Origin of the sequence: Paraburkholderia sp. BR13444 (assembly GCF_040948755.1) — a bacterium.
GTDB classification, from domain to species: domain Bacteria; phylum Pseudomonadota; class Gammaproteobacteria; order Burkholderiales; family Burkholderiaceae; genus Paraburkholderia; species Paraburkholderia youngii.
Window position 1 is genome coordinate 1 of the sequence record NZ_JBFPKM010000020.1, and the last position, 23,813, is coordinate 23,813.

At 56.6% G+C, this 23,813-nt stretch carries 20 protein-coding genes and 2 pseudogenes; 8 read left to right on the plus strand and 14 right to left on the minus strand.

Annotated features, from left to right (window positions below; genetic code table 11):
- Positions 1 to 121 precede the first annotated feature (121 nt).
- Together imuA and AB3X95_RS34200 are read left to right on the plus strand one after the other, a co-directional pair.
- Positions 122 to 712: pseudogene (gene imuA, locus AB3X95_RS34195) on the plus strand (translesion DNA synthesis-associated protein ImuA); the annotation flags it as partial.
- Between the two features lie 50 nt (positions 713 to 762).
- Positions 763 to 1,725 (plus strand): SOS response-associated peptidase family protein, encoded by a 963-nt coding sequence (locus AB3X95_RS34200; RefSeq protein ID WP_368623593.1) that lies wholly within the window; start codon positions 763 to 765, stop codon positions 1,723 to 1,725.
- A gap of 330 nt (positions 1,726 to 2,055) precedes the next feature.
- Here AB3X95_RS34200 and AB3X95_RS34205 read toward each other — a convergent pair whose 3' ends face one another.
- From AB3X95_RS34205 to AB3X95_RS34220, 4 genes are all read right to left on the minus strand, one after another.
- Positions 2,056 to 2,790, minus strand: a complete 735-nt coding sequence (locus tag AB3X95_RS34205) for a hypothetical protein (RefSeq protein WP_368623594.1) — start codon at positions 2,788 to 2,790, stop codon at positions 2,056 to 2,058.
- Between the two features lie 362 nt (positions 2,791 to 3,152).
- Positions 3,153 to 4,877 (minus strand): UvrD-helicase domain-containing protein, encoded by a 1,725-nt coding sequence (locus AB3X95_RS34210; RefSeq protein ID WP_368623595.1) that lies wholly within the window; start codon positions 4,875 to 4,877, stop codon positions 3,153 to 3,155.
- Position 4,878: 1 nt separating this feature from the next.
- Positions 4,879 to 6,600 carry an ATP-dependent endonuclease gene (locus AB3X95_RS34215; RefSeq protein ID WP_368623596.1) on the minus strand — a complete coding sequence of 574 codons (1,722 nt, stop codon included), beginning with the start codon at positions 6,598 to 6,600 and terminating at the stop codon, positions 4,879 to 4,881.
- A 202-nt stretch (positions 6,601 to 6,802) separates the two neighbouring features.
- Positions 6,803 to 7,126, minus strand: a complete 324-nt coding sequence (locus AB3X95_RS34220; protein ID WP_368623597.1) for a hypothetical protein — start codon at positions 7,124 to 7,126, stop codon at positions 6,803 to 6,805.
- A 309-nt stretch (positions 7,127 to 7,435) separates the two neighbouring features.
- On the opposite strand from AB3X95_RS34220, the gene AB3X95_RS34225 reads away from it, so the two are divergent.
- Entirely contained in the window at positions 7,436 to 8,719 is a 1,284-nt protein-coding gene (locus AB3X95_RS34225) for a peptidoglycan-binding protein (protein ID WP_368623598.1), read from the plus strand.
- 761 nt (positions 8,720 to 9,480) lie between these two features.
- A complete protein-coding gene (locus AB3X95_RS34230) occupies positions 9,481 to 10,119 on the plus strand; it encodes an NUDIX hydrolase (protein ID WP_368623599.1) in 639 nt (212 codons plus the stop codon).
- Positions 10,120 to 10,297: 178 nt separating this feature from the next.
- Here the strand turns inward: AB3X95_RS34230 and AB3X95_RS34235 are convergent, their stop codons facing one another.
- From AB3X95_RS34235 to AB3X95_RS34245, 3 genes are read right to left on the minus strand one after another with little or no spacing between them, the layout of a single operon-like run.
- A complete protein-coding gene (locus tag AB3X95_RS34235; protein ID WP_368623600.1) occupies positions 10,298 to 10,663 on the minus strand; it encodes a DnaJ family molecular chaperone in 366 nt (121 codons plus the stop codon).
- Positions 10,660 to 11,403, minus strand: coding sequence for a hypothetical protein (locus tag AB3X95_RS34240; protein ID WP_368623601.1), 744 nt, complete (start codon positions 11,401 to 11,403; stop codon positions 10,660 to 10,662). The genes AB3X95_RS34235 and AB3X95_RS34240 overlap by 4 nt, the downstream gene beginning before the upstream one ends.
- Positions 11,400 to 12,269 carry a DUF2167 domain-containing protein gene (locus AB3X95_RS34245; protein WP_368623602.1) on the minus strand — a complete coding sequence of 290 codons (870 nt, stop codon included), beginning with the start codon at positions 12,267 to 12,269 and terminating at the stop codon, positions 11,400 to 11,402. Before AB3X95_RS34245 ends, AB3X95_RS34240 begins: the two co-directional genes overlap by 4 nt.
- A gap of 328 nt (positions 12,270 to 12,597) precedes the next feature.
- On the opposite strand from AB3X95_RS34245, the gene AB3X95_RS34250 reads away from it, so the two are divergent.
- Positions 12,598 to 13,431: a hypothetical protein gene (locus AB3X95_RS34250; RefSeq protein ID WP_368623603.1), complete on the plus strand. Its 834-nt coding sequence runs from the start codon at positions 12,598 to 12,600 to the stop codon at positions 13,429 to 13,431.
- An 83-nt stretch (positions 13,432 to 13,514) separates the two neighbouring features.
- A complete protein-coding gene (locus tag AB3X95_RS34255; protein WP_368623604.1) occupies positions 13,515 to 14,411 on the plus strand; it encodes a hypothetical protein in 897 nt (298 codons plus the stop codon).
- Positions 14,412 to 14,986: 575 nt separating this feature from the next.
- On the opposite strand, the gene AB3X95_RS34260 is transcribed toward AB3X95_RS34255, so the two are convergent.
- Positions 14,987 to 15,472, minus strand: a complete 486-nt coding sequence (locus AB3X95_RS34260) for a DUF6088 family protein (RefSeq protein ID WP_368623605.1) — start codon at positions 15,470 to 15,472, stop codon at positions 14,987 to 14,989.
- Between the two features lie 103 nt (positions 15,473 to 15,575).
- On the opposite strand from AB3X95_RS34260, the gene AB3X95_RS34265 reads away from it, so the two are divergent.
- Positions 15,576 to 15,866, plus strand: a complete 291-nt coding sequence (locus AB3X95_RS34265; protein ID WP_368623606.1) for a hypothetical protein — start codon at positions 15,576 to 15,578, stop codon at positions 15,864 to 15,866.
- A gap of 30 nt (positions 15,867 to 15,896) precedes the next feature.
- On the opposite strand, the gene AB3X95_RS34270 is transcribed toward AB3X95_RS34265, so the two are convergent.
- The 5 genes from AB3X95_RS34270 to AB3X95_RS34290 all read right to left on the minus strand — a co-directional run bounded on the left by AB3X95_RS34270 (position 15,897) and on the right by AB3X95_RS34290 (position 22,077).
- Positions 15,897 to 16,199 (minus strand): hypothetical protein, encoded by a 303-nt coding sequence (locus tag AB3X95_RS34270; RefSeq protein ID WP_368623607.1) that lies wholly within the window; start codon positions 16,197 to 16,199, stop codon positions 15,897 to 15,899.
- Positions 16,200 to 17,209: 1,010 nt separating this feature from the next.
- Positions 17,210 to 17,545, minus strand: coding sequence for a type II toxin-antitoxin system ParD family antitoxin (locus AB3X95_RS34275; protein ID WP_368623608.1), 336 nt, complete (start codon positions 17,543 to 17,545; stop codon positions 17,210 to 17,212).
- Between the two features lie 241 nt (positions 17,546 to 17,786).
- A complete protein-coding gene (locus AB3X95_RS34280) occupies positions 17,787 to 18,578 on the minus strand; it encodes a hypothetical protein (protein ID WP_368623609.1) in 792 nt (263 codons plus the stop codon).
- A 247-nt stretch (positions 18,579 to 18,825) separates the two neighbouring features.
- On the minus strand, positions 18,826 to 19,611 hold the full coding sequence (locus AB3X95_RS34285) for a metallophosphoesterase (protein WP_368623610.1): 786 nt from the start codon (positions 19,609 to 19,611) through the stop codon (positions 18,826 to 18,828).
- A 735-nt stretch (positions 19,612 to 20,346) separates the two neighbouring features.
- Positions 20,347 to 22,077: a hypothetical protein gene (locus tag AB3X95_RS34290; RefSeq protein WP_368623611.1), complete on the minus strand. Its 1,731-nt coding sequence runs from the start codon at positions 22,075 to 22,077 to the stop codon at positions 20,347 to 20,349.
- A gap of 215 nt (positions 22,078 to 22,292) precedes the next feature.
- Between AB3X95_RS34290 and AB3X95_RS34295 the strand changes: the two genes are divergently transcribed.
- On the plus strand, positions 22,293 to 22,742 hold the full coding sequence (locus AB3X95_RS34295; RefSeq protein ID WP_368623612.1) for a helix-turn-helix domain-containing protein: 450 nt from the start codon (positions 22,293 to 22,295) through the stop codon (positions 22,740 to 22,742).
- A 607-nt stretch (positions 22,743 to 23,349) separates the two neighbouring features.
- On the opposite strand, the pseudogene AB3X95_RS34300 reads toward AB3X95_RS34295, so the two are convergent.
- Positions 23,350 to 23,763: pseudogene (locus AB3X95_RS34300) on the minus strand (AAA family ATPase); the annotation flags it as partial.
- Positions 23,764 to 23,813 lie beyond the last annotated feature (50 nt).

The following is a 23,813-nucleotide window of genomic DNA, read 5'->3' on the forward strand; positions in this document are numbered from 1 at the left end:
AATCACCAGACGGCTCTTCAGGTCTTTGTTCTCTGTCATCAGTGTCAGTGTGCAGGTGTCCACGTGGACACCTAGCTTCTGACCTTCTGCCCCTCGATGGAAGGGCGTCTTTTATTGACCGCTTACGGTACAGCACCCGGGCGTTGGCGAACTCCGGTTGTTGCGTCCCGCGCTGAGCGGGACAGGCAAGCGGCCCGTCGCATTCGTACAGCCGCCGCATACACCCGAGGGTCTCGGGCTCAGCTACATCGGCCTGTCGCTCGACCAAATGCTTTACGTCAAAGCACCGAAGACAGCGGACTCGCTCTGGTCGGTTGAACAGATTCTGCGGGCGGGAAGCTGCGGGGCGCTCGTTTTTTGGACCCAGTATGCTCAAGCGTCATCGTTGCGGCGTCTGCATCTGGCTGCGCAGTCGTCCGAGACACTTTTTATTATGGTGCGACCGCTCGCCGCTGCGCAGGACGCATCCCCAGCGTTGTTGCGGCTGGCGCTCAAACCATCGGCTGACGGATTGACGGTCGACATCGTCAAACGGCGGGGCCCCTCGTGCGCCGAGCCCCTGGCGATTGCCCTTCAGCCTACTCCCGTCCTGCTGTCGCGGCATGTGCGTCTTTCCCGCCAGTCTACGGTTCAGGTTGCCATTGAGCGTCGCCAAAGCGAGGCGGGGCGCGAGTTCACGACGGTAGTACCAAACTTGAACATCGTCCTGTAGAGCGGCCACGCCGGAAGTGCTTATCATGGCCACATCGAACGGAGGCATTCATGTGCTACTCGGCTCAGGTCGTCGCAGATTACCGGAAGTTTGTGCGCACCTTTGGCGCCGTGATGGATATCCACGAGTTCGCGCGCCTGTTCTTTGAGCGCACGGAGGGCGTCAGCAAGGCGAAAATACCAAAGGCTATGGAAGATGCCTTCGCCGAACCGCAGGATGAGGCAGAGCGCGAAATCCATGCTCTTATTGTCCGGTTCACCTCGGTGCAGGCGACAAAGCTCGAGCAGGAGCTGTTCAAACAGCGCAAGCGGTTGGCCGACGCCGAACGCACGTTGCAGACGAAGGTAACCAAAGCCGCAACGGAAAGTCAGCGAATCGCCACCGACAAAATCGCTTGGGCGAAGGGCAAACTCGAAGACCTGCAGCGAACCGAGCCACAAGCGCGCGACTCGCGCATCTTTCCTGGCAACTATGCTCCGGTGATGGTGATGGAAAACGGACAACGGGTAGTCAAACCGATGCCTTACCAGTGCCGCATCGCTGGAAAGCCCGCGTCTTACGATGTCAAATATCCGGGCACGTACAACGCGCGCCGGGATAGTCTCGAAGGTTTTTGGGCACCATGCTTTGGGCGCACGCATGCTGTCCTTCTCGTCGAAGTTTTCTACGAGAATGTGAGCAAGGCAAAGTTCGAGAACACGTTACTTGAAACTCACGAGCGTGATGAGAATGTCGTTCTCGAATTCCGTCCGAGCAACGGCGAGCTGATGCACGTGGCCTGTCTGTGGTCACGATGGAGCGCGCCGGGGGAACCGGACCTGCTTTCATTCGCCGCTATCACAGACGAACCTCCTCCAGAAGTCGCCGCAGCTGGTCATGACCGGTGCATCATTCCTATAAAGCCTGACAATATCGACACGTGGCTTAACCCGGATGCGTCCGACTTGGCCGCGATTTACGCCATACTTGATGACAGGGAGCGGCCGTATTACGAACATCGGTTGGCAGCTTGAGCCATCGAGAAAACAGCGTACAAACCGAGAGCTCGATTCACTTTACGCGCAATGTACCGCGCTCGCCAGAACTTGTGCGACGAGACTCACACGCCCGGCCGATAGATGTTCCCGTACCTGCCACTTGTTTCTCGGGTTTACTCTCCCACAGGCCGAACGACCGGGGAGTAAATTTCGGCACGGAACCGGAATTTCTTGAGCTAGCTACGGCAGGCAACCACGCTGCCATCCTTCGCTGCAGTCAGGAAACTGGACGTCACTGGCCGAGTGGTGATGTTGAGCTATCGAACCACCGGCCCCAAAATCCGATGAACACTGGAGGGACGGGACTCACCGCATGGACGTCTGACCAATTCCTTTCGAATACGAAAACGGCAAGCAAATCACCCGCGCCTCCTCTTCACTGATGTACTCTGAAGCGAATTTGAGCAACTTGATTTCATCAGTCACTTGCGAAAACGCGCCAAATTCCGCTCGAATCTCTTTAAGCACGCTATCCGGAATTTTTCGAACGATATCGAACGCCACTCGATAAGGATGAGCAACTCCTGCATGCGTCGGGCTGATAGCCGGTTCGCGACCCGTGTATGAGGTTATGAATCTTGCATACAAATCTTCAGCAAACTTTACGGCTACGCCTTCGTCCATTGAACTGACCGAGGTGGTCTCGATGTTGACTACAGGATTTAGAAGGTGGACAGACTCGTGACACAATTCGTAGAAAACTTGCTCCCAGGTCGTTACGTCAGCACCAATCCCCACACCGAAGGTCGTGTGGTCGCCACCTGCGGTGCCGATTTGAGACGCCTTTCCGTCTTTCCTGAACTGTGGTGTAGGGAAGATTTGCACGTTGCTGTTCCCGTATTTTTCCTCGACGAGTTCAAGAGTTAGCAAGAAAACCAGCTCTAGCATGCGAGTATTTTCACGACGTTCTTCTCGCGGGCATTCGCTTACATGTTCTCCATTTCTCGATAACTCCTCCGCGAATTGCTCTTTGGTAGGCACCGAGTTATTGGTCGTTTTAATCATCTCTATGACTGCATCGATGAATTTTGAATTTTTCATTTATGGTTTGACGAAAGTAGTCTTGAAAACTGGTTGAACTTGCTGCGTCTATAGTGGAGCGAGTGACTCATCGAGATTGCGCGCGCTACGCTACTGACCCCTCAGTTCGCCGGATTGAGAGTGTGGATGGGGCACAAAAGCGATTGTAAAAGTGCTCGATGACTCTGCGACTGCGGATTTACATAGTCATGCGCTTGCGAAGAGCATGTGTTTGCCATGTCTCGAAATCCAATGCTTTAACGCAGTCTGAAATCGCTCTCGACCAGTGCTGGTGGCCCGATGCCTATGCATGACATCGGGCAGATATCAGCTAGTTGGCTTCTAGGACGCCCGCGACAGAGGTCAAGGCTCGTCTGTTAGCTTCACGCAGGCCACGCTCGAATTCCTCGTCCCTCTAGCTCCTTGCCCGTTTTCTTCGGAGCAGTGTTTGGAACGCCTATGACTAGAAGGTCTTCCGCGCGAGTGACTGCAACGTAGCCGATACGCCCCTCTTCGGTGTGCATGCCTGCAAGGAGTTTCGTGAGGTCTGCCGTCCGGGCAACGAACAGAACTGCGGCGATGCCTTCCCCTTTAGCTTGATGAACTGTGTCCACCCGGATAGCGGCTTCATCGCCTTGCGCAAGGTCTGTTTTCCACAGTGGCTCGTCACCCAGCTTCGCGACGGTCAGATTGCTCGTCCAGGTTGGCGACCGCTTATAGCAGGTCCGGGCCTCCATCTCGTCCAACAGAAGCGCAAGGCGCTTCTTCAACTGTGGGTGCCACTTACCCTTGCCGGGCATTTGCGTATCAGGCAATCCGTTTGCAGCGCTACGTACGAAGCCCCAGAGCACCCGACGAAGAACTTTCACATCTCCTGTCGCTGACGTGTCAAGGATGTCACGATACAAAGTGTTTTCAGGCGAAGCCAGTAACTTCACCAGCCCAGCGGTCGCATTTTCAAATGAAGCCGCGATATCCCCATGCCGGTCCCGGGCCAGGGCGGACAGCGCAAAGCGTTCCGTGGCGCCTTGCCCCACGGCGTGTCCACCTCCTTTGAGCCTATCAACCGTCGACGCGCTCCGGCACAAGACTGCCGCCTCCGCGGCCGTGTATTTGTTGGCCTCAAGAATCGCCTTGAACGTTGTTACGAGCGCATCGACGTTGTCTTCGTCGTATTGAAGGTAAAAGACGCCGTGCGTGCGGTCACAAGCGGTGCGGTATGGCGTCGATTTGGTGACGGCAAAAGAGTTGGATGCATCGACTATAGTCGCGACTGAGCGTCTGTTCTCCGACAAGGGAAAGCAAGTAACACCTGCCGTCTTCGCATAGTCGCGAAGAAAACTTCCATCGGCTCCAGCGAAATCGTAGATGCCCTGATTCGGGTCCCCAACAAGGCTCACAATTGAACCTGCCTCTGAAAGCAACGATATAAGCAGCCCATGCAGAGGACCTATATCCTGCGCTTCATCAACAAGCAAGTGCGGGAAGCGTGTGGCCAAAGCCTTCAGAATTCGAGGCTCCTCGACTAGCGTCAGCAGTGACCAGTAGCGTGCGAGCTCATAGGTGTAGGCTCCCATCTTGCCTACCTTCCTGATTGCAGCCTGTGCCACTCCGCTGTCGACCACAATAGCGGCTCTTCCAGGTGGCTGGACGGCAAATTCGAATTGCCCTAATGACGGCAAGAATTTGATGCGTAGCTCACTGATGTCGTGGGGATAGGTGCCATCGGAGATTTTCGCGCCTCGAAGAAACGGCTCGTTGCCTGTGACAAGAAACGGCGCTCGCGACGCTTCCATCACACGCCCCCCGTGGGGACGCAGGATGTAGCTCGCAAGAAACGCATCAGCGGTTTCAATCAGAACCCGGTCCGCAAAAGGAGGGAGACCGGCGCTCAGCTCGCGGTATCGGCCTCGAAACGTCTCGACGGCAATGTTCGAATATGAGAACAGGGCTATGTAGCCGCGGGCATCCTGCAGCCTGGTCCGAATTTTCAGGAGGCGACGAACCGCGGTCGCCGTCTTTCCACTGCCGGGACACGCGATGACGCAATGGGGTGACAGGTCCGCATTGATAATGTCGGACTGCTCTTTCGTTGGTTGGAATTCCATCTCATTCCGCCACGACGAACTCGAGCGCTTTCACAATGTACCCCGGAACGACAATGTCGCAACCGTCTGAGATGACGGCGTGGGCGAGCGACTGAGCAAAGGCGCCCTTCTGGACTTTCGTCTTTCCTTCGCCACGCTCGAACATTCCCTTGAACAAAGCTTTCGCCCGCTCCTTTTCATCGGCGGCAAGAACTTCGGCCTCAAGCTCCTTTGAGATTACTGGATGGAGTTCCGCGAGGGCCTTGAGCATTGTGGACCGGCTGGTCGCATCAAACGCGATGTCATATTCCAACGTCTTCTGCGCGAAGAACGGTTTCACGAACTCGTCTTCCAGTGCTGCAATACCCTCGGCCGCGCCAGACTTCTTGACCACATCCTCAGGCTGCGGATAGCAATTTGTCGGGTCGCTATCAGTCAGAACGACCACCGGGATTTCCAGCTTGCCCTTGCCGAAAAGCGGAAGAAACGCATCAAAGTTGAGACCCTCCGTGCTGATAACACTCACGGCGTGCTTCTTCAGATTCACTTTGTGCTTCGTCGCGAACGCTTCGAACAAGAACAGCTCGGCCGCCCCCTCAACGAACACAATCCGGCGTGCAAAGAAGATTTCGGCGCGGGTGACGTTCAGATAGCGCTGCAGCTTCTCCTTCTTGGTTTTGTCGAACGCAACTTCCCGGGGAAAGAAGGCTGCCGGCCCGTTGGCAGTGTGATAAACACAGCCGATAGCGTCGATGTCGGCCAAGCTCGCAAAGTTGGGTGAATGGCTAGTGACGAAGACCTGGACCGGCTTCTCGCCAGCCGCTGGCGTCTGCACTGAACTCAGATAGTCCAGAAGCACTGCCTGCAACTGTGGATGAAGGTGCGCCTCCGGTTCTTCGACAATCAGAGCGCAGTACGCAGCCTCCTTGCTCAGGGAGAGCTCTGAGAGAACAACCGCCATGTAGATAAGGTTGTTGAACCCCAAGCCATTCTGCTCTACGTCAAAGCTCTCGACCGCGAGCGAAAGTCTTGCCGCCACACGCTGGAAATCACCGGGACTCAGGTTCAACGCGAGTTTTTGCCGAAGCACCTCGCCGAGCATCTCGCCGTGCCGCTTCGTTATTGCGCTCGCGGTGTCAGCAATCGGCTTGGTTTTCTGCAAATCTTTATCGAGCGTATCAAGCGCGTCGACGACCTCCTTCTGCGTCACGGGGTCGGATAGTCGACGCACCAACCTTGCCAGCTGGCTCGTGCGACTCGGCCTCAGCCCTTGCGCCGGGTCTCGCAGCGGCTGCAGGTAGACGGCACGAAGGTCTTCAAGCATTTCTGTGGTCACCGAGTTTTCCTCGTGAGCGCCACACCAACGTTTTATACGCAGCCGCCCTCCCATGTCCGCTGACGAGCAGCGGACACTGAGATGGGCTTCATACTCAGGGCCCGCGGCACCCTTGAACGGTCGCAGAGCAGTGAGAAAATCAGCTTCATCGTCGACGCTGAGCCCGCGGAAGACATACTCAAACGACGCTTCAGTTGCACGGGCTCCGGTCTTGTCAACGTGCAGGTCGTCCACTGTTAGCCGAAGCGCCCCGTCTTCGCCTGTCGACAGCAACACGCGTAGGGCATCAATGATGGCTGTTTTGCCCGCATTGTTCGGTCCCACCAGAACATTCAGACCTTCCTTAAATCGCACCTCGAGATGCTCGAGGCGCCTGAACCCTTTAATAATAATTTTGAACAGGTACAAGTTAAAGCTCCGTCGCAACGAAAATAGCTGCAATGATATGCAATTCACATATTCTTGAATGCATCGAGTTAAAAATTGGTGTGTACTAAAGTACTATGCAGTGAATGCCGATAATCCAAGGATAAGGTCACGCGAAGTGCCCAAGCATACACTGGATAAGACGAACTTCACCATGCAACTTGGTCGCAAAGGCAGCACGCTTCTACATAACCTTCGAAATCTCTTCGGTGGAAATAACGTCAACGCGGACGACATAGTCCCCACCAGCGAGTTGACGGAGCAGTATCTGGCTACCGCATTTGTCGTTTGGAGATTTGCGCACGAAGTCACCACCTCGACTTCGCACGGCAATGCCGCGATTGCGAATGGTCACTTTGGATACAAGACAGGCGACCATCAGAATCATGTGCGCCATCTGTGCGAGCAGGCGGTACGAAACAGGGATATACGCGGCGCTTTCATGCAGCGCATTGATAGCGCCCGGGCAGATTCTCTCCGGTGGTCGTCTACCGCTCAGCCCGTTCATGACTTCGGTTCGTATTCGGTCTTCAGAAAGTGCGCACCTTGCGTTGGAAGTGGCCGGGTTTCCTGTGGCGGGTGTTCTGGTGGAGGTAGGCGAACCTGCAGCGGATGCGGGGGCAGCGGTTCGCATAACCAGATGGTCACGCGTACGCGCTGGAACGGCCGAAACAACGAAACCTATTCGGAGAATATTCGACGCTCGTGTTCGTCGTGCGGCGGCGGTGGTCGGGTTGTGTGCACGAGTTGCGGGGGCTCTGGAAAGCAGACTTGTCGAGCGTGCTCGGGGCACGGATTTTTCACGGACATTTCCAACGTGCGCTCAGTTGCCACGCCGTGGTGGCACGTTCCCAGGCACAGTGGACTCGCTGCGGAAGCACTGGTCGCGGCACTAGAGCGTAGAGGCGCAGAGGCCGCGCGGGAACTGGTACCTTTTGACCTTGCGGGTACTGAATACAACGAAAGCGATAACTGGGTTGTGCGCTACACCGGTACGGCTGATGTCGTAGAGCTCGGCCTTGATGTCGCCAAAACTCCGTATGCTGTGGCTGCCGTCGGCTTGAACGTCATCCCAATCAAGACTCCGCCGATTTTCGACCAGCTTCTACGCGGCGAATTGAATGACATCGCTGCGACACTGGGGAACGGGACAGACGGCCGTTCCAATATCCGCCGACAGGCGAAACGGCTTTTTGCCGTCTTCCGAAGTGTTCCTGTGCTCGACCAAGCCATGCGGAGTGTTGCCAAGCTCGGGAAAGAGTCGAGGTCGAATCCTGCGCCAGTCGTGGTTCGTGTTGCAGAAGGCTTCATATCGGCCGAGTCTGCAGAGACCTTCGGTATAGTGTTCCTTCATACCCTCGACAAGGTCTCGCCAGCGAACTCACGGGCCGCCTGGGCATTGGTCGCGTTGCTTCCCACCGTTGCGGCGTTTGTCTCGGCTGCCCACAACTTCCTTAGATTCTCTCCGGCACACACATGGCAAGCCCTGCTGCCGCTTTGCGTTGGTATGGGGTTCGCCGGCGCTGTCATGGTCGTCGTTTCGCCAGTTGGTTGGGCATTGAGCGCCACAGTTAGCTCGCTACTGCGGCTCAAGGTACCGGCTGAATACCGGCAGCGCGGTCGTAACTGGGCGCCTCTCAAAACCGCTTGCCTCGTGACGATGTCAGCTTCCTTCACCGGGGCACTTTACGGAGCCGCCGGCGCGATGCATTGGGTTCCACCCATTACCAGTGCGACAACGCCTATTGCAAATTATGCGGTCACTCACACGGCCCAAGAAGGTGGCGTCAACCGGTTCTTCGCGAAATTCTTGGCATCGCGGCAGGCAGATGCAGCGCCCGTTGTCGAGTCGCCCCTCGATACGCGTCGCGAAGTGCAGCGATTTCTAATAGCGCACGGCTATCTTCGTGGGCAGGCAGATGGAACGCTTGGAACGCGTACTAACGCAGCAATTTTGAAGTATGAACGGCATGAGAAGCTTAGTGTCTCGACTCCGATGCCCGAGCTTCTGGCGCACATGAGAACTGACACAGCCACCTCATCCGGGCTGGTCGAGCCCGGCGGGCAGCTTCCCCAGCCAACAAGATGGAAGCCGGATTGAAGCCAGCAGGAATTGAACGGCCAGCTGCGCTGCAGAGCATTAAAGCAAACAATCCCGTAGTTGCGCCCCAGGCGACGTACAACGCTCCCAGCGTTCCGTGCAGTCAGGACGGAACGTATTTTGGCAGCAATGTTTGCAACAACGCCCTCTTGTCGAGCACATGCCAGCGGGAACTGCAGGCATACGAGGCAGCGCAGAGTCGGCTTGGTCACGTCGACAATGGAGTTCGCATCGAGCAGGAACGCTGGATGGACGCGGTCACGCACAGTTGCGGGGATGCGCAATGTCTGACAACAGCATTCGATAAACGAGCCACGGATTTGAATGCACGGTATCGTGGAGGCTAGTGGAGATACTTGCGAGTCGCGAGGCGCTCTGTAATCGGACTATCGAATGGACCTTTGGATTCAACCTTGTGCCCAGTGCGCGGACCTCCACGGCAAGCCGGCCGGCGAGCCGCCGCATCGTGACCTTGTCCTCAACGGCATCGGGACGGTTGAAGATTCGCGGCGAGAGGAGCACTACACTTGCTCGCAGTGCCGGGCGGTGTTTGCTCGCATTTTTGCCGGGCCATCGGCGCACCAAGTTTGGTTGTTGCTGAACGCAGGGCAGCATTAAGGAAGTGCTCGGTAACTGTTGGTGCGTACAGGAAGGCGTCCATCGGACAGCACGCTGGCAAGGCGGCGACGCCATGGCCAGCCGGCGCCTGGACACCCCCATCAACGTGGCCTATTCCAACCACCTTTCGTCGTCGTCCTCTCATGCCAGAGTTTCCCGCAGACCGACAGTCACCAACCCGCCTTGGCCAAGCCCGCCGCCTGCTGGCAATCGCGCAGACTGGGCTGCACTACGCTACCGGCTCCTTCGACAGGGAACGCTACGAGGAGATTGCGAGTATCGCTCACAACCAGATTGCCGAACTAGCGTCGATGGATACAGGCAAAGTCGCTGAGCTATTCTCGTTAGAATCAGGCTACGCGAATCCGAAGCTCGACGTCAGATGTGCAGTCTTTGACGAAGTCGGTCGCATTCTGCTTGTCCGCGAGGCTGCAGACGGACTGTGGTCAATTCCGGGTGGTTGGGCCGACGTAGGTTTGTCGCCGGCGGACAATGCAGCGAAGGAGGCTCGCGAAGAAAGCGGATACACGGTGCATATCGAACGTCTTCTGGCGGTCTGGGACATGAATAAGCATGCTCATCCGCCGTCCGCGTTTCACATTTGGAAATTGGTGTTCCTTGGCGCGACTGAGAAGGCCGGAGCGATAGTCGGCTCTGAGACGGATAGCGTTGATTTTTTCAGTCTCGAAGACCTCCCTCCGCTGTCGCTTGGTCGCATACTGCCCGAGCAGATTCGACGGTTAGCCGAGCTGTATCGCGCCGGGAATGTGGACTTCGACTAGCTCGGCGAATTCCAGCTCGTTTGGGCCGCGCCGTTAGACCATTGTGAGTCGCGGCAACTCGCATTTTGCACTTCGGGGAAAGTACATCTGTCGCTTTATTCTCCCGCGACCAATTCGACAGTCAGATTCGCACTCTTCTCCGATGCACTAGACAAGTTGCTGATAGCGAGCGCGAAGCTTACCGGGTTCCCAGTCTCGTCAGTAAGTCGAAAGCTTGATTTATCGCTTTCGACTTGCTTTCGGCTAGCTCCCGGAATTCGGGACCGAGGCTGTTCACCTTGTCGGGATGGTACTGAGACATGCGTTGACGATAAGCTGCACGGAGCTGCTCGGTAGTAAAAGGTCGGTTCAGTTGGAGGACTCGGCAAGCCTCCTCAACGGGGTCAACCTCTTGTGGTTCCGGGCTCGGTTCGGAATCAGGGCTGCCTGCGTTTGTGCGTGCGGAACCTCCCGTCGCCGGCGTCTTCTTCTGAAAGTGCTCGATGAAGGCGCCTACAACCCAAAAACCGATGAGCGCAAAGATTGCGAGAATGACAAGTTTCATTGCGAGTGCCCCGCGAGCCGAGTCTCGACGATGGCCTGAAGTTCCGTAATGAAAGCCAGTTCTTGCGCGTCGTTGCTTGTACTCCGAAGTTCCTGAATGTGCGACATAAGGTCTTGAAGGTCTGCAAAAGAGAGTGGCGCCTGGGAACGGAGAACGTCGATGAGAGGCACCGAAAGGCCATAGCGTTCGCTCAGCTTCCGGCAAAGATGCGCTCCGTAGGGCAGGCACAGCAACGGCTCCAATAGCGTCTTCCACTGTTCGCCGATTCGATGGCGGTCTGCTCGCTTTCCCGAACGCAGTAGCAAACCTACTGCGGCGGCGTAAAGCGCATAGCCGACTCCGGCTAAGGCAATGAATATCAGGTCGGCTCCGCGCGTTAATACCCAAATGGGAATGACGATGACGACGACTGCCGTTGCAACGAACAAAAGCGGGCGAGCACGCCGCATCGAACGCGCCAATTGGTGTGCGGACACGACGAGGTTGTTCATCGCGCCCTCCTGACTCGGTGCGAACAACTGTACATCCGCCATTGGCCAAAACGACTGAATCGGATTGACGAGGAGCGCGAGGCGTCGACCGAAGGCCGCTCTCCATGACGGGAACCGCAGCCGCATTTCCCTAGGGCCGAGGTACGCGACCCCGTGCCCGGGGCTCTTGAACACTAGAAGTCCGCTTGCAAAGAATAGCCAGATGGAGAGCGCAAGCAGGCGGTTGTAGTCGCCGAGCAGCGTACTCACGCGCCGCGCCGCTTAAAGAGGGACTTAACGCTCGCGAGCATTGCAAGAACCGCAGCAGCGACGAACTTCCACCCGGCAGCAAGGATGCCCACCACCCATTTCCAAGCGCCGGTTTTTACGGCCGCAGCTGCCGCACCGCCAACAATCAATCCGGTGAGACCGTATTCTGCGATTTTGTCGCCGCTCCGGAACTCGGCGTAGGTCTGGTCCGGGTTGAACGCGAAACCATCCAGTTGTGCTTTCAGTTCGGCGACCGATTGGTCCAGGCGCCCCGGGTCGGTCACCAACACCACAGTCGCAACACCTGTCCGCGACAGGACCTTGGTGGTGTAGTTTACGGCTTGCGTTCCGTTGGATTCGTTAAGCGTCGCCCATGACAATCGTTTAGTATCCGGCTCGTAGTGCGGCTCAACTTGCCACCCTATGATGTGCAACTCGGGCCATCCTCGGTTTCGCCGTTCTTCGTTTGAGTGTGCGGTATTTTGCTTGAGTTGCTCAAGAATCGTCTCTGGGTCGATTTTCTCATCGTCGCTTACATGACCGGTATTCTGGTAGCTGACCACGGCAAACCAGCCCTTCATGCCGTCTGGCGCGTACAGGTACGAATTGGTGATGCCGGGGTTATGCATCGCTTCCATCAAACTCGTGGTGTCTGCTGGGTCTAGCGAGACAAAGCCTTGTTTCACTGTCCACGACCCGACCGACGCGATTTGCTGGCTATAAGGACCGTAATGAGGGTTCTTAACTACCGGCTCATCTGCATTCACCGCTGTGATGCATAACAGTAACGACACGGCCAGTATGGCTTGTCTCGCGCCTCGCGCTACCAACGGCATTCTGAACTCCCCTTCGACTAGGCCCTTCATTTCGCTCTCGCTCTTTTGCTCATGGGTTGAAGCAGGCAACTCAGTGCGATGTACGCACTTCGACTCGGCCGGTCAGCACCTCAAGAGAGGCACTTTTTTGGCTCACCTCACGCTGACTGACGGCACGGTCGACGAAAAACTTTAGCCCTGTGGTCTTCCACAAACTTGCATTTCGGTGGCAAACGTTTTCCGCAGTCTCAAACCGCGTACTTACCCGCGGGGTTTTTCCGATAGCGTCGGGAACAACGAGCTGCATTAGAATTCGGGAACTCACGACAGACATATGCCGGCAGCGCCGGTACGGCACCGCAAACGGGGAAGCAGAAACATGAAGAAGAATCGGCTGTTGTTATCGGCGGCGATTGCTGTGCTGGCTGGATGCAGCAGCGTTGGACCGGGATTCGCTAATCACCCGGCGGATTGCGCGCTGGGTATCGCCTGGGCGGATTGTCTTCCGGGAACCAAGGGATATGCGAACGGCGGCGGCAGCCTGCATCGCCAGGAGGCTGCAGATGCGGCAAAGGCGCAGCATGATGCCATAGCGGCACAGTATGAGACCGTACACAAGCAGTGCGAGACCGACATGGCCATCCCGGAGCTGAACCTGCTGCGGGAGAAGGTCGAGTTTTCACGCAAGCTGGACGCCCCGCCGCCGTTCCAGTATGCGTCGCTTGACTCCTTCCCCAGTGCCACCGAGAGGCCGCTCGTCGCGAAGTGGGCTACGCTGCGCGACGCGTGTATCGCGCGCGAGCGCGCGGTTAATCCGGCGCGCGCCAACGCCACCGCGCTGGATGAGTCGTTCATCAGACAGCAGATGTCGTTTGGTTCAGAGGCTGAAGGAAAGGTCAGCGAACTGATTGTCGCGCTGTACCAACAGAAGCTTACCTACGGCGAGTTCGCGCAGCGCCGGTATTCAATCGGAAAAGCCGCCGTCGACGCGGCCCAGCAGTACCGGGAGGCGCGCCTCGTTGAAAACCAGGAGCGACAGCTACAGGCTCAGCAGATTGCCAATCAGCAGTTTGCAAACAGCATGTCGGCGTGGGCGACCTACATGCAGGCGGTCAACGCACGGCAACCGCAGACCGTGCATCTGACGAGCGCACCCGTCCACTGCACGACGATGAACCTCGGCGGCGGCATGGCAAGCACTAACTGCAACTGACCCCTGGAGAAGGGTTGCCCCTCGGTTCTATAGAACTTATGGGGCGAAAATCGTTGTACATCGTCACAAGCACAAAAATACAAATGAAAGAATTGCTAAAAAAGATTTCTGAATCAAAGGCGCTCGCACTTGCCCAGATGACTGGGGTTAGTGTTGTGAGAGTTGAGAAATTGCTTCGCGTAGATATCGATGAGTCAGCAACTCCGTACGAAAAATCGACGGACAAAGATTATTCGCTGTTTGAACAGGTGCATTTTTCGGATGAGTACACAAAGCTGTACAGAGCTACGCTCTACGATTACGGCGTAGAAATAGACGGCGAGCTCATGAGAAATGTCGCGGCGTACAGCAGCCGGGAACTAGAATACCGAATCGATTCGATATCCCGTGATGAAGCATGCGTTCAACTGCGCGGAAGTGCGAATACAAATGCAGCGTTTTTGGCTTCGGCCACACCCGTCGCTATGTTCGACATAGTTGGACTGTCAAATGATGCCGCAGATAAGCTCACGTTTTTGAGTGAACTCGTTCTTGAGGGCTACGTGCTAGAAGAAACCGGGAATCTGAAAACGAGTTTCTTCACGTACTTCTCTGCGATTGAGACGTTGACTTCGGAATTCATTGAGATATTCAAAAAATCAATTCCCAAGGAGCTCCATCATGCCACCGAGCATTTGGCGCTAGATGAGAAGTTACGGATTGTCGCCAGAATAAATGTCAAAGAACTCGAGAAAATTGCGTTGTGGGGCGGTTTAATGGAGTCGTTCAAGAAAGTGAAGGACATACGCAATGACATAGCCCACGGTACACGGCAGACGAAGGTCACTCAAGAAGATGTTGACCAGTGCTTCATCTGTCTTGCTACTATCTACGCATTATTGAAGAAGAAGTGCGAGCGCTTCAAGGATGTTCGAGACCATCTGTATCCGAAGGCAATGCGCCAGCGACTTCCGAAGGATTTTGATACCGGCACTCGTTGAATGGAAGCTTCGTTTGCGAGCAAAGCAAGCAGTGAGATGTGCCGTGCGATTCATTGGGAGAGGCTGGCCTGCATTGACGGTCAGCATGGTTATGGCAACGCCGGAGCATCATCAGCCTGCTCCCAGACGCGCCAGAGACCTCCAAAAGCAGTCGGTTGGTCGCCGGCCAGCCGAATGCGCCGACGCACAGTATCTCACCGAAAAAAACAACGGCCACCTCATCAAGGTGGCCGTTTTTTCTTTCGGAATAACGCTTGGATGGATGTCATCGGCTTGAGCTATCGGGACTCATCACTCAATAAAAGTCTCGCATCCCAAAATCTCACGTTTTGGCTCCTGTCACAGTGGGACGTCGTCAGGATGGGAATTGCGCCGCGATAACTTTGCGCACAATTTCGACCGCGCCATCGTCCGGACAGTCGCGGAAACTTTTCACAAGCTGGGCATCGCAGTTTGGCCTGGGCGACTGGCGCGTGAGTATAACGCTGGGACAACAACTCAGATTCAAATGGACGGAGTTGTGAACACAGGCAAGCGCCGGATACGCCGCAAAATCCAAGTCGGTACCCGCACCATCAAGTATGAGCGTTTCTGACATGACTGCTCGCACGCTGAAAATCTCGATTTTTGACGGAGATTACTTTGACAGCTTGCAAGAGCTGACCCACTTGTGTGACATTGAAGGCAGCGCTACACCATACGACAGCAGACGCTTCGACGCGCTGCAGGAAGCGCTGCGCGTACTCGAAATGAGTGAGGAGCGACACAACAGCCCTCGCTTGGGCGGTCGCTGTTTTACTGTGTTCATTGGCCACAAGGGCGGTGCAGCAACGACCGCTCTCGTGCGGTTGGATGGCTATGGTTTCAAACGTGGCCGCAGGCGCCAATTTCCCGGAAAATTTGTTGATGCGTGTCTTGGCATACACGCCTTTACTTACCCGCACCAGCCTTCCTTCGCGTACCAGCGTAGACAGCACCCGAGTCACATGGGCAGGGCTGCCGAGCGGCGCCAGTTCTGCTCGCAAAATGACGACGCTGTTTCGCTGTTTGATGGCGGGCACGATTCGCTCTTTAAGTCGCATTGCCAACACGCCCCGCGCAGCGAAGCGGTGAAGGGATATATAGTGAGTCACCCGGAAGACCTGTCAGCATGGGAGCAAGTGTATGAAAGTGAGAGAGCTACTGGCACAGCTGGCGCACGCGGACCCCGAAGCCGAAGTGTTTTTTCTGGACCAACACGCAGACGCGAGCGAAGCCGATGCGGTGCAGCAGGTCGATATACAGTCGGAAACCTGGACGCATGAACGCGGACTGTACCGCGGAGAGCCTTATGATTCGCTGCACCCCGGCGACCCCGCCGAGTGTGACAACGACTACACCAGCGTTGTAGCGCGTAGCCTTCGGGTTGTAGTCCTTTCGGCAGGTCCCACCAACCTGCGCTACCCAACCTCATAGTCCGGTAGGGGCCTTGGAGGCAATTCTTTGTTACCGCCATGCAGCATCATACTTCGCCCCCAAGGCTTTGTGCACACGCTCAGCCAGAGCCACTGCGACATCCGGTGTCATAGGGAGTTCACCTTGCGGAGCTTCCTGCATCGCCCAACGCGCCAGCTGACGCACCAACCCTGCGTCGCTACGTTCAATCCGTTCCGGAAGCGCTGTTGGGGGCTGCATCAGTGCTTCGGGGCTTTGCCAGCATGTCGAAATAGCGTTAAACACCGCGTACACCCGGGTGGACGGCATGAGTTCCTCATTGCGGGCATCTCGAATCAAGTCGTCGTATTGCACGTGGTGCTCCCGCGTTAATTGCAGTCAGACGATGCTAGCACAAGACAGGCAGAAGATTCGTACTACTATACTTTGTCGCATCATGCAACAAAGGTTGATTGCACTTTGAAAGTACAAGACCTATTAGCTCAGCTGGAACACCTTGTGCTCAATAGCGTGGGGTCTGTGGAGGACACCCGGCGAGAAGAGCACTTCACCTGCACACAGTGCCGGGCGGCGTTTGCTCGCATTCTTGCTGGACCATCGCCTCAGGGACAGCCTTCCCAATAGACAGACAACCTTTAAGTCATTGACTTATATGAGTCTTCGGTAGGTTTTTGAAAACTCGATTTCATGCCGAACATCACATGCCTGAACTGGTAGCGGCGGCTAACGTTCAGCAGTCGCGCCATTTCCGCGACAGACATGAGCTCGTAGTTGCTCATTTCCCGCCACGGTGATTTCGGTCTATCTCGCATCACGTAGCCCCACCGCAAACAGCTTCCTAGCAATGGCAAGCACGTCGTCGTCTGGGCTCACCGCTATGGGAGCATGCTTCCACCTAGGCAGGCTTTGGGTGACGAGGGTCGCCTCAGCGCCGCGCCCCGTGATAACGACGTCAAAGCGAGCTGTTAGCATACCGTCATCACGCACGAACATGGTTAGTGCGCTAGTCTTTGGATAGGAACCTATGGGCTCAACTCGTTGAAGTGCCTGCGCAACACGCTCCCAAAGCAATTCGCCCGGCACGGCGACATACTGCCCGATGCACACAAGCGGCATTGCGCTCAAGAGGTCATGTGCGAGGTACATACCTGCGTGCAAGTGCACAGTGGTTTCAGTCGCCATCAGGGAGTGTGCCTCCAAGAGTTTTCCGCACGAGCCACCAACATCGATATCGGGTGTCTGGCTCGCGGGTTCTGTGTCTATCCGCCGAACGTGGTCAACAGGGGGCCTCACCGAGACATCCGCCGCCACCGGTCGGGGCCGCTTGTCGACGTTTATAGGGCCGCGCGAATGTCCAGCTTTCCTCAGCGGGGATACGTTGCCTGCATGCGCCGAAGGAACGCCTGGCTGTCGAATCGGGAAGCACTTCCCGAGCCTTCGCCGACCTTTAGCGCACTATCCAGTCGAACTGCATCCGCCTCGCTGTCTGCAATTTTTAATGCCACACGGCAACGCTTTCCACGTCGCATCGACTGCACCGAACTCTTGTCTTCCAGCGAGCCCTCTTCGACCAACCTCCACGAGAAATTTCGCGATTGGTGGCATTGATGATGGCAGGCGTCCCAAAAACTTGCGTAACCGATGACGGTCAAGCGACCGGTCGGCAAGTGTCGTCGGGTAGTACGGTCTGTTACTAACATCGACTGAAAACAGTTCGCCGCGCCGCTCCATGGTCACCAGCCGGCTGCGTGAGATGCCGAACTTCCTGCAAACAAGTCTGGCGACAAAAGCTCCCCATGATGGACTAGCCGGCGCCGCCGCTGGTGTGCTCGCCAATTTGCGTTCTGCCGCCATGCGCGTGCCGTGGGCGCTGTCACGGTGCACGTTGTCCAGCGAGGATTTCGCGCACAATCGCCACAAGGTCATCGTCCGGAACCGCAGTCACGGCTTCCGAAGATAGGCGACTACTTTTTTTGCAACGTCAATAACACTTCTATGTTTGCCAACAGGCGCGGTCTTCGGTTCGCGCGCCGGAGCCAGTGAAAATACTATCTGTATGCGGATGAAGTAATCCTGTGCGAGGATTTGCATGCAAGCTTCCAGGGCCGTCTGTGAGTAGCCTGCCGCCTGGCGTTCAACAAACACGGTGAACGCACGAGCTTCGGGATAAGGCCCGAGCGGCCATTCGTATCCATATGTGTGAAGCGCTTCTGAAGCGCGCTCCCACAACGGTCTTCTGGGGTCAACTTCGGCTACGGCTCTGTAGAGTGGCTCTACATCGCGTGGCTCTACCTCATGTTCACCTTCATAAAGCGTGACCACTGTACGGGACCATTCGGCGGCCCATGTCGCTGCCAGACTGCCGAGATTTTTGTAGTCGCTGTCGTCATTCAACATGTCGAGAGGCCTGCGGTCACCCAAGCTACCTCGCGGTGACGACAGAAAGTCGAGCCGTGACTCCGGCGGTGCGGGCACAAGAATGCGACAGATTGACTGCAGCCGTTTGTGGTCATGTCCGGGTTCTGCCAACAAAGCGGGGTAGTATGGTGCGCCATCGACCTCAATCGCGAATGTGCTTCCATCATCCAACAGTCGAGATAGGCGCTTCTCGCTAACGCCTAGACGCTCGATGAACTCACACGACGGAAGCAACTCGCCCCGCCTGACCATGGCACGCCTTCCCTCAAGCGTTTGCTGCGCAAGCTTTTCGCGTAGCGTCGTTTTCGGCTTCATCACGAGCACCACTGGCACGAACGGACGGCACACGTTACCCGCCAGAGCTTACCCGCATCGCAGGTCCACGGGGTATTGACGGTTTCGCTTGCATCAGCATACGTCAGCAGCCAGAGCACAACTGCTTCAGGGTCACCTTCGCACAAGCTATGCAGTAAAGCCCGTACTTTCATGCTCGTGCTCCTCCGTCCGCGCGCCTCATGAGCTGTCTCGACCCATTGACCCATTGGAGTACACAAATCGGGGCCTAGATTCCGACAACCAGCAATGGGTCGAACGCGGAATTCTCCCATTCAACTTGGCTTAGTTCATCGGCGTACAGTCTATTGCGCGCGTAACCTCTTGGATTTGCAACCACGCGGCACTTACCAACGTTGTAATCAAACGAATCGTGAACGTGCCCGTGGACCCACAAGTCTGCTTGCTCCACCAGAGGTGTCAGGTCGGACACGAAAGCGGCGTTCAGCAAGTCACCGGCGTATCGTGAATGCACAGACTTGCGATGCGGGCCGTGATGTGTGATGACCACGGTCTTACCGGCAAAAGGCGACTCTAATTGTTGTTGCAACCAGGAGCGCGATTTGGTGTGCTCAGAGCGCGCGATTGTCGGAGTGAAGTCCTGCCCCTCATTGACTCGAATTACACTGTGGTCCCGTATGCATCGCTGCGCCTCGCGCATTGCCGCCGGCGCGTGACCGTCTACGGCGTAATCGGTCCAGAGACACGTGCCGAGAATACGCACACCCGGTAGGTTGACTACATCGCGCTCGAGGTAATGAACGCCCGCAGCGGCCGCAACTCGCGTTAGTTCTTTGATAACAGCGTAATAGTGAGCCCCATAACACTCGTGATTTCCGTGAACATAGAATACTGGCACCGGCCAGTTCGCAAACATGCGGATGCCATGGGTATGTGAATGGATGTCGCCGGCTAAAATCAATGCATCTGCATCTGGCGCAGGCGCAATGACCCGGCACCCCGGGAATCGATACAGCATCTCAAGATGCAAATCGGATGCAATCTGGAGGCGCAAGGCTGTTCTCCTAGCAGAATTGGTTGCGGAGCCGCGCGAACACCGAAATCGCTCGCCTGTTAATGCGCTCGGCCAGATGACAAGCATCGTCCACTGATGTCTCTGGTAAAAAGGGAGATGCGTCGGCTCTCCACTGAGCCAGCTTCTGGACCGCAAATCGCTCGGCTTCGGTTACACCCAGTGCAGACAGGCCGACCTCAATCAGCTTTATGTCCGGATGGTCCAGACCGTCCAACGACAGACCGCGTGTTTCGGCAGCTTCGCAGCAGCATAGATATATGGACTCAAAAACACACGTTAAGCGCGTGTGCTTCGAGACACTTGTGGCGTACGCGTCACGTATAAATGCAGCACTCATCCCCATGCGGGGCAGGACGCCTTCAATTTCCGGTCGCCGCCCACGAATGAGGCGCCCCAGCACTAGGCCGGCGCACGCGCATCCTGCCGATGTAAGGAGTAGCAGCATAAGCCGACTTGCGTCGCTTCGAGTCATAACAAGCCTCGCGACGTGAGCGGGACTCCCGTGGCGTTGGCGACAAGCCCTGCGCGGAGTGCTTCCAAAACATGAGGCGCCACAAGCGAGGACTCGCTATCGACAAACAGAAGGTGCGACCCGAGGTCGAAGGGCGCCCCAGACGAGTCGTCTTCCATCATCGTCGACCTCGTTTGCGATGCCAATGTTCGCGGAGTCCCAGAAATGCCACCAGGCAATTTTCTGTCCATCATCAGGTTCTCCTATGAAGGCAGTGCAGCCGCTGAAATGCTGCCCGTGACTTCCTTCAGCATTTTCAGGTCAAGCAGAAGTATTCGAGACTCGTGGACAGCGGCAGCGTCCACCACACAGATGGCTGGTTGTAGCTCGCCTCGGGCCGGGTGCGCGGCAATCAGGTGATGAAGAATCGCCGTCCGCTCGTCTAAATCGCGGGCCATCACTACTTCCACGAATGCGGTGCAAGAAGCGATGCGTAACGCAGCAATAGGCGGGCGAGCTACTTTCGCATCTATGCCGGCAGACGCTAGCGTGTTCAATACGTCGTGTGCCAAATCGCACCACAAAACGAGCTGACGGGTAGCATGAGAAGGCAGCGACTCAATGTCGTCGATTCGCGCTGACAAACTGTCGACCTTCGAGTAGTAGTCGTACTGTTTCTGCTGCGTCGTTTCCATCGGATAGCGGTGCGGCGCCTCGACCAAATCGGACAAATTCACACCGGACAGCCGGTCGTCGCTGGCAAACAATTCCTTTTCAGTGGCGCCAATTGCCTGTGCTAATTCAGCGAGACCTTTCATCTCCTGGTAAATCACACGCCAGGTGCGCTCGCGATGAATTGAGCTTATGCCTATGGTGAGCGGCACGGTGTTGCGAATCGCAATTTCATGTTGCTTCATCTGCTGGACCGTTGGCAGCAACGCTTTGGACAAGGGTGTCTTCAATCCAGCCTCAATGTCCACTGGCGGCGGATGAATGATTGCGTTTAGCTCTTGCGGCAGCTCAGCAGCTTCACCTCGGGAGCCTTGTCGCACCTGTTGCTTTGCCAGATGTCGAGACAGCATTGCGTCGACAGGCATGTCGCCGTCGACGCGAACGCACCGGCCTGAACGTGAAACGACCCGGACGGCCTCCACAGCGATATCGCTGTGAGCGGGTACACGGCCGTGCATCCATACGTCAATGTCGGTGCGATGACGACGAAGCAGCCATTCCAGGTCGTTTGCCTGTGCGAATAATCGGGCATTCGCTCTTCGGTCACTACGTCCCGGCCAGCTGAGCGGGTCTGCGTCCTCAGACCGGTAATGCGCAACCGCTCGCAACGGCGCGCGCACTGGCGAGTTATCTGAGACAACCACTGTCGGTCCATCGAAGGGTGCATCCAGTTGTTCGGTCAGCCAACCCACGGCTTTTCCGTTCTCGATGAAGGAAATCACCGGATGGAATGCCCGCGCCCGATGCCCACGAAGCGTCGGGGATGGAATTCCCGCTTGCCGGCAAAACGCCTCAGCCTGCGGGCGAAAGAGCGGGTCGTCCCACCACGATGATGCGTCGACAAGGTTGAAGTCCGGGCAATGTTCAAGACATTCCGCAACGAGGGGTGAGCTCCAGCCATCAAAGGATGTCCACAGAGTTGTTCCGAGAAATCGCACTCCTTGTAGGACAGCCGCATCCTTCTCCAACACATGTACCGCCGTCCCGGCAGTCAGAGACTTCGCGTATTTGACGGCCTCAATTGGGTCCCACCCTGCCAGTTCGCTTGAGCCCAAGACATAAATTGACGGCAAGCCTGTTGCCACTAAAGCGGGTACTGCTTCATCAAGAAAGCCAAGCCCGCCCGCAACAACCAGGATATCGCAGTCTTTTACTGCTCCGAGCGATTCACGGCGCTCCCCTATGGTTGCGCCCGCCAGCAACTGAATACGCGGGAACGGGTCGTCGCGGTACAGGCGCCAAAGCCCTGACGAGGTGGGCATCCTTCTTCCTCAAGTTTGGGAGGGTATTGCACCCAAAGAAAATCGACTGTGAGCGCGGAAGGCCTGAGCTCAAATGTAGACGTGAAATTTACGCTGGTGTACGAAGTTTGTCTATATAAACTTAGTCTATATGAAGTTGTTCTATACAAAGTTGACCGTAGACTGACTTCATATCGCGTGGGACCATCGGCGCCTTAAAATTTATCTGGCTATCGATGACGTCTCTGGCCGAACGTTTCGCCCAAAATCTCAAGTGGTGCCGCGAAGAACTCGGATGGTCGCAAAGCGAGTTGGCGAGCCGGGCCGAGGTGGACTCGACACTGATTAGCCGCATTGAACGCAATCTGGTTAGCGTTTCACTCGACCGCGCCGCTCGATTTGCTCAAGTCTTAGGGGTGGAGCTGGCGGCGCTGCTTGACACCCCAAAGGGCACGAAGGTCGTGTTTGGCACCCACAGCGAACGTCTCATTTCGAGCGCGCAGGTGATGGCAAATGTGAAGTCGACGCGGGAGGCTGCCGGCCTCAGCCAGAGCGTGGTAGCAAAGCGGGCGACGCTTCAGCGGGGCTATGTATCCGTCCTCGAGAAAGGCGAAACGAAGCTGTATTTGAAGACACTAGAGAAGCTCGCCGCGGCTCTTGAGGTGACGCCCGGGCAGCTTCTCTAGTGGCGGAGGCTAAAAGAAAGGTTCCCGATTGGGGCATGGAATGGCTACAGGCCGATGCTGCACCCGCGGCTTTGAACCCAAGCGCTGGCTACATCCTGCCGCCAACGAAGAAGCTCCTGGTCATAAAGCTGAGCGCGGGGCGGCAGGAGCCAAGGGCGATGTTTTGCTCGCAGTAGGACGTTCTGACGGAAAGCCCCAAATGCGCCGCAAGCTCGTTTGGGTCAAGGTAGATGTGGCTGAGCGGAATTTCGTTTCATGTCATGCGCCGTATAGCGCATTTTTTTTAGACCGCTTGCCTCGAAGGCGCGATAGCTCAAGTCCCGCCCCCTTCCGCCGCCTGTTACAGGCGGACAAAGTAAGTGGGTCGCCAGTGTGAGTTCTCTTTCACGCGCCGCTTTTTTCCTTTTTTGGAACCAGTGCCTGTTCCCCGTGTGCACAACTCCGCTGCCCACACCATAAAGGTGTGGACAGCCGCCCACAGGGCGGTACCGGAGTTGCACACACTCGAACGCCTGACGCGCCGGCTTTGCCGGCTTGCCCTATCCAAAGAGAGAAACAAGGTCAAAACCCGCCCGTCAAGAAACTATGTATAAAAATAACGGGCAACATCGGTCGTCGCACCGACGAACACGAACAGGCCCGACTCGACGTGCGGCAAGAACGCGTCTTGCTGGCTCTTGTTGAAGCGATGCACCTCGTCGACGAACACCAGCGTCTGATGGCCGTTCGCGCGATGGATCTGCGCGGTCTCGACCGCCTCGCGGATATCCTTCACGCCCGACAGCACCGCGGACAACGCGATGAACTGCGCGTCGAACGCATCGGCCATCAGCCGCGCGAGCGTGGTCTTGCCGACGCCGGGCGGGCCCCAGAGGATCATCGAATGGGCCTCGCCCGATTCGAACGCGACCCTGAGCGGCTTGTTCGGACCGAGCAGATGCGACTGGCCGATCACTTCGTCGATATTGCGTGGCCGCAGGCGTTCGGCGAGCGGAACATTGGCACGGGTTTCTTCAAACATGACGTTTTGGGGATAATCTCGGCTTTCCGGGTACGCACCGCGTTCGAGCG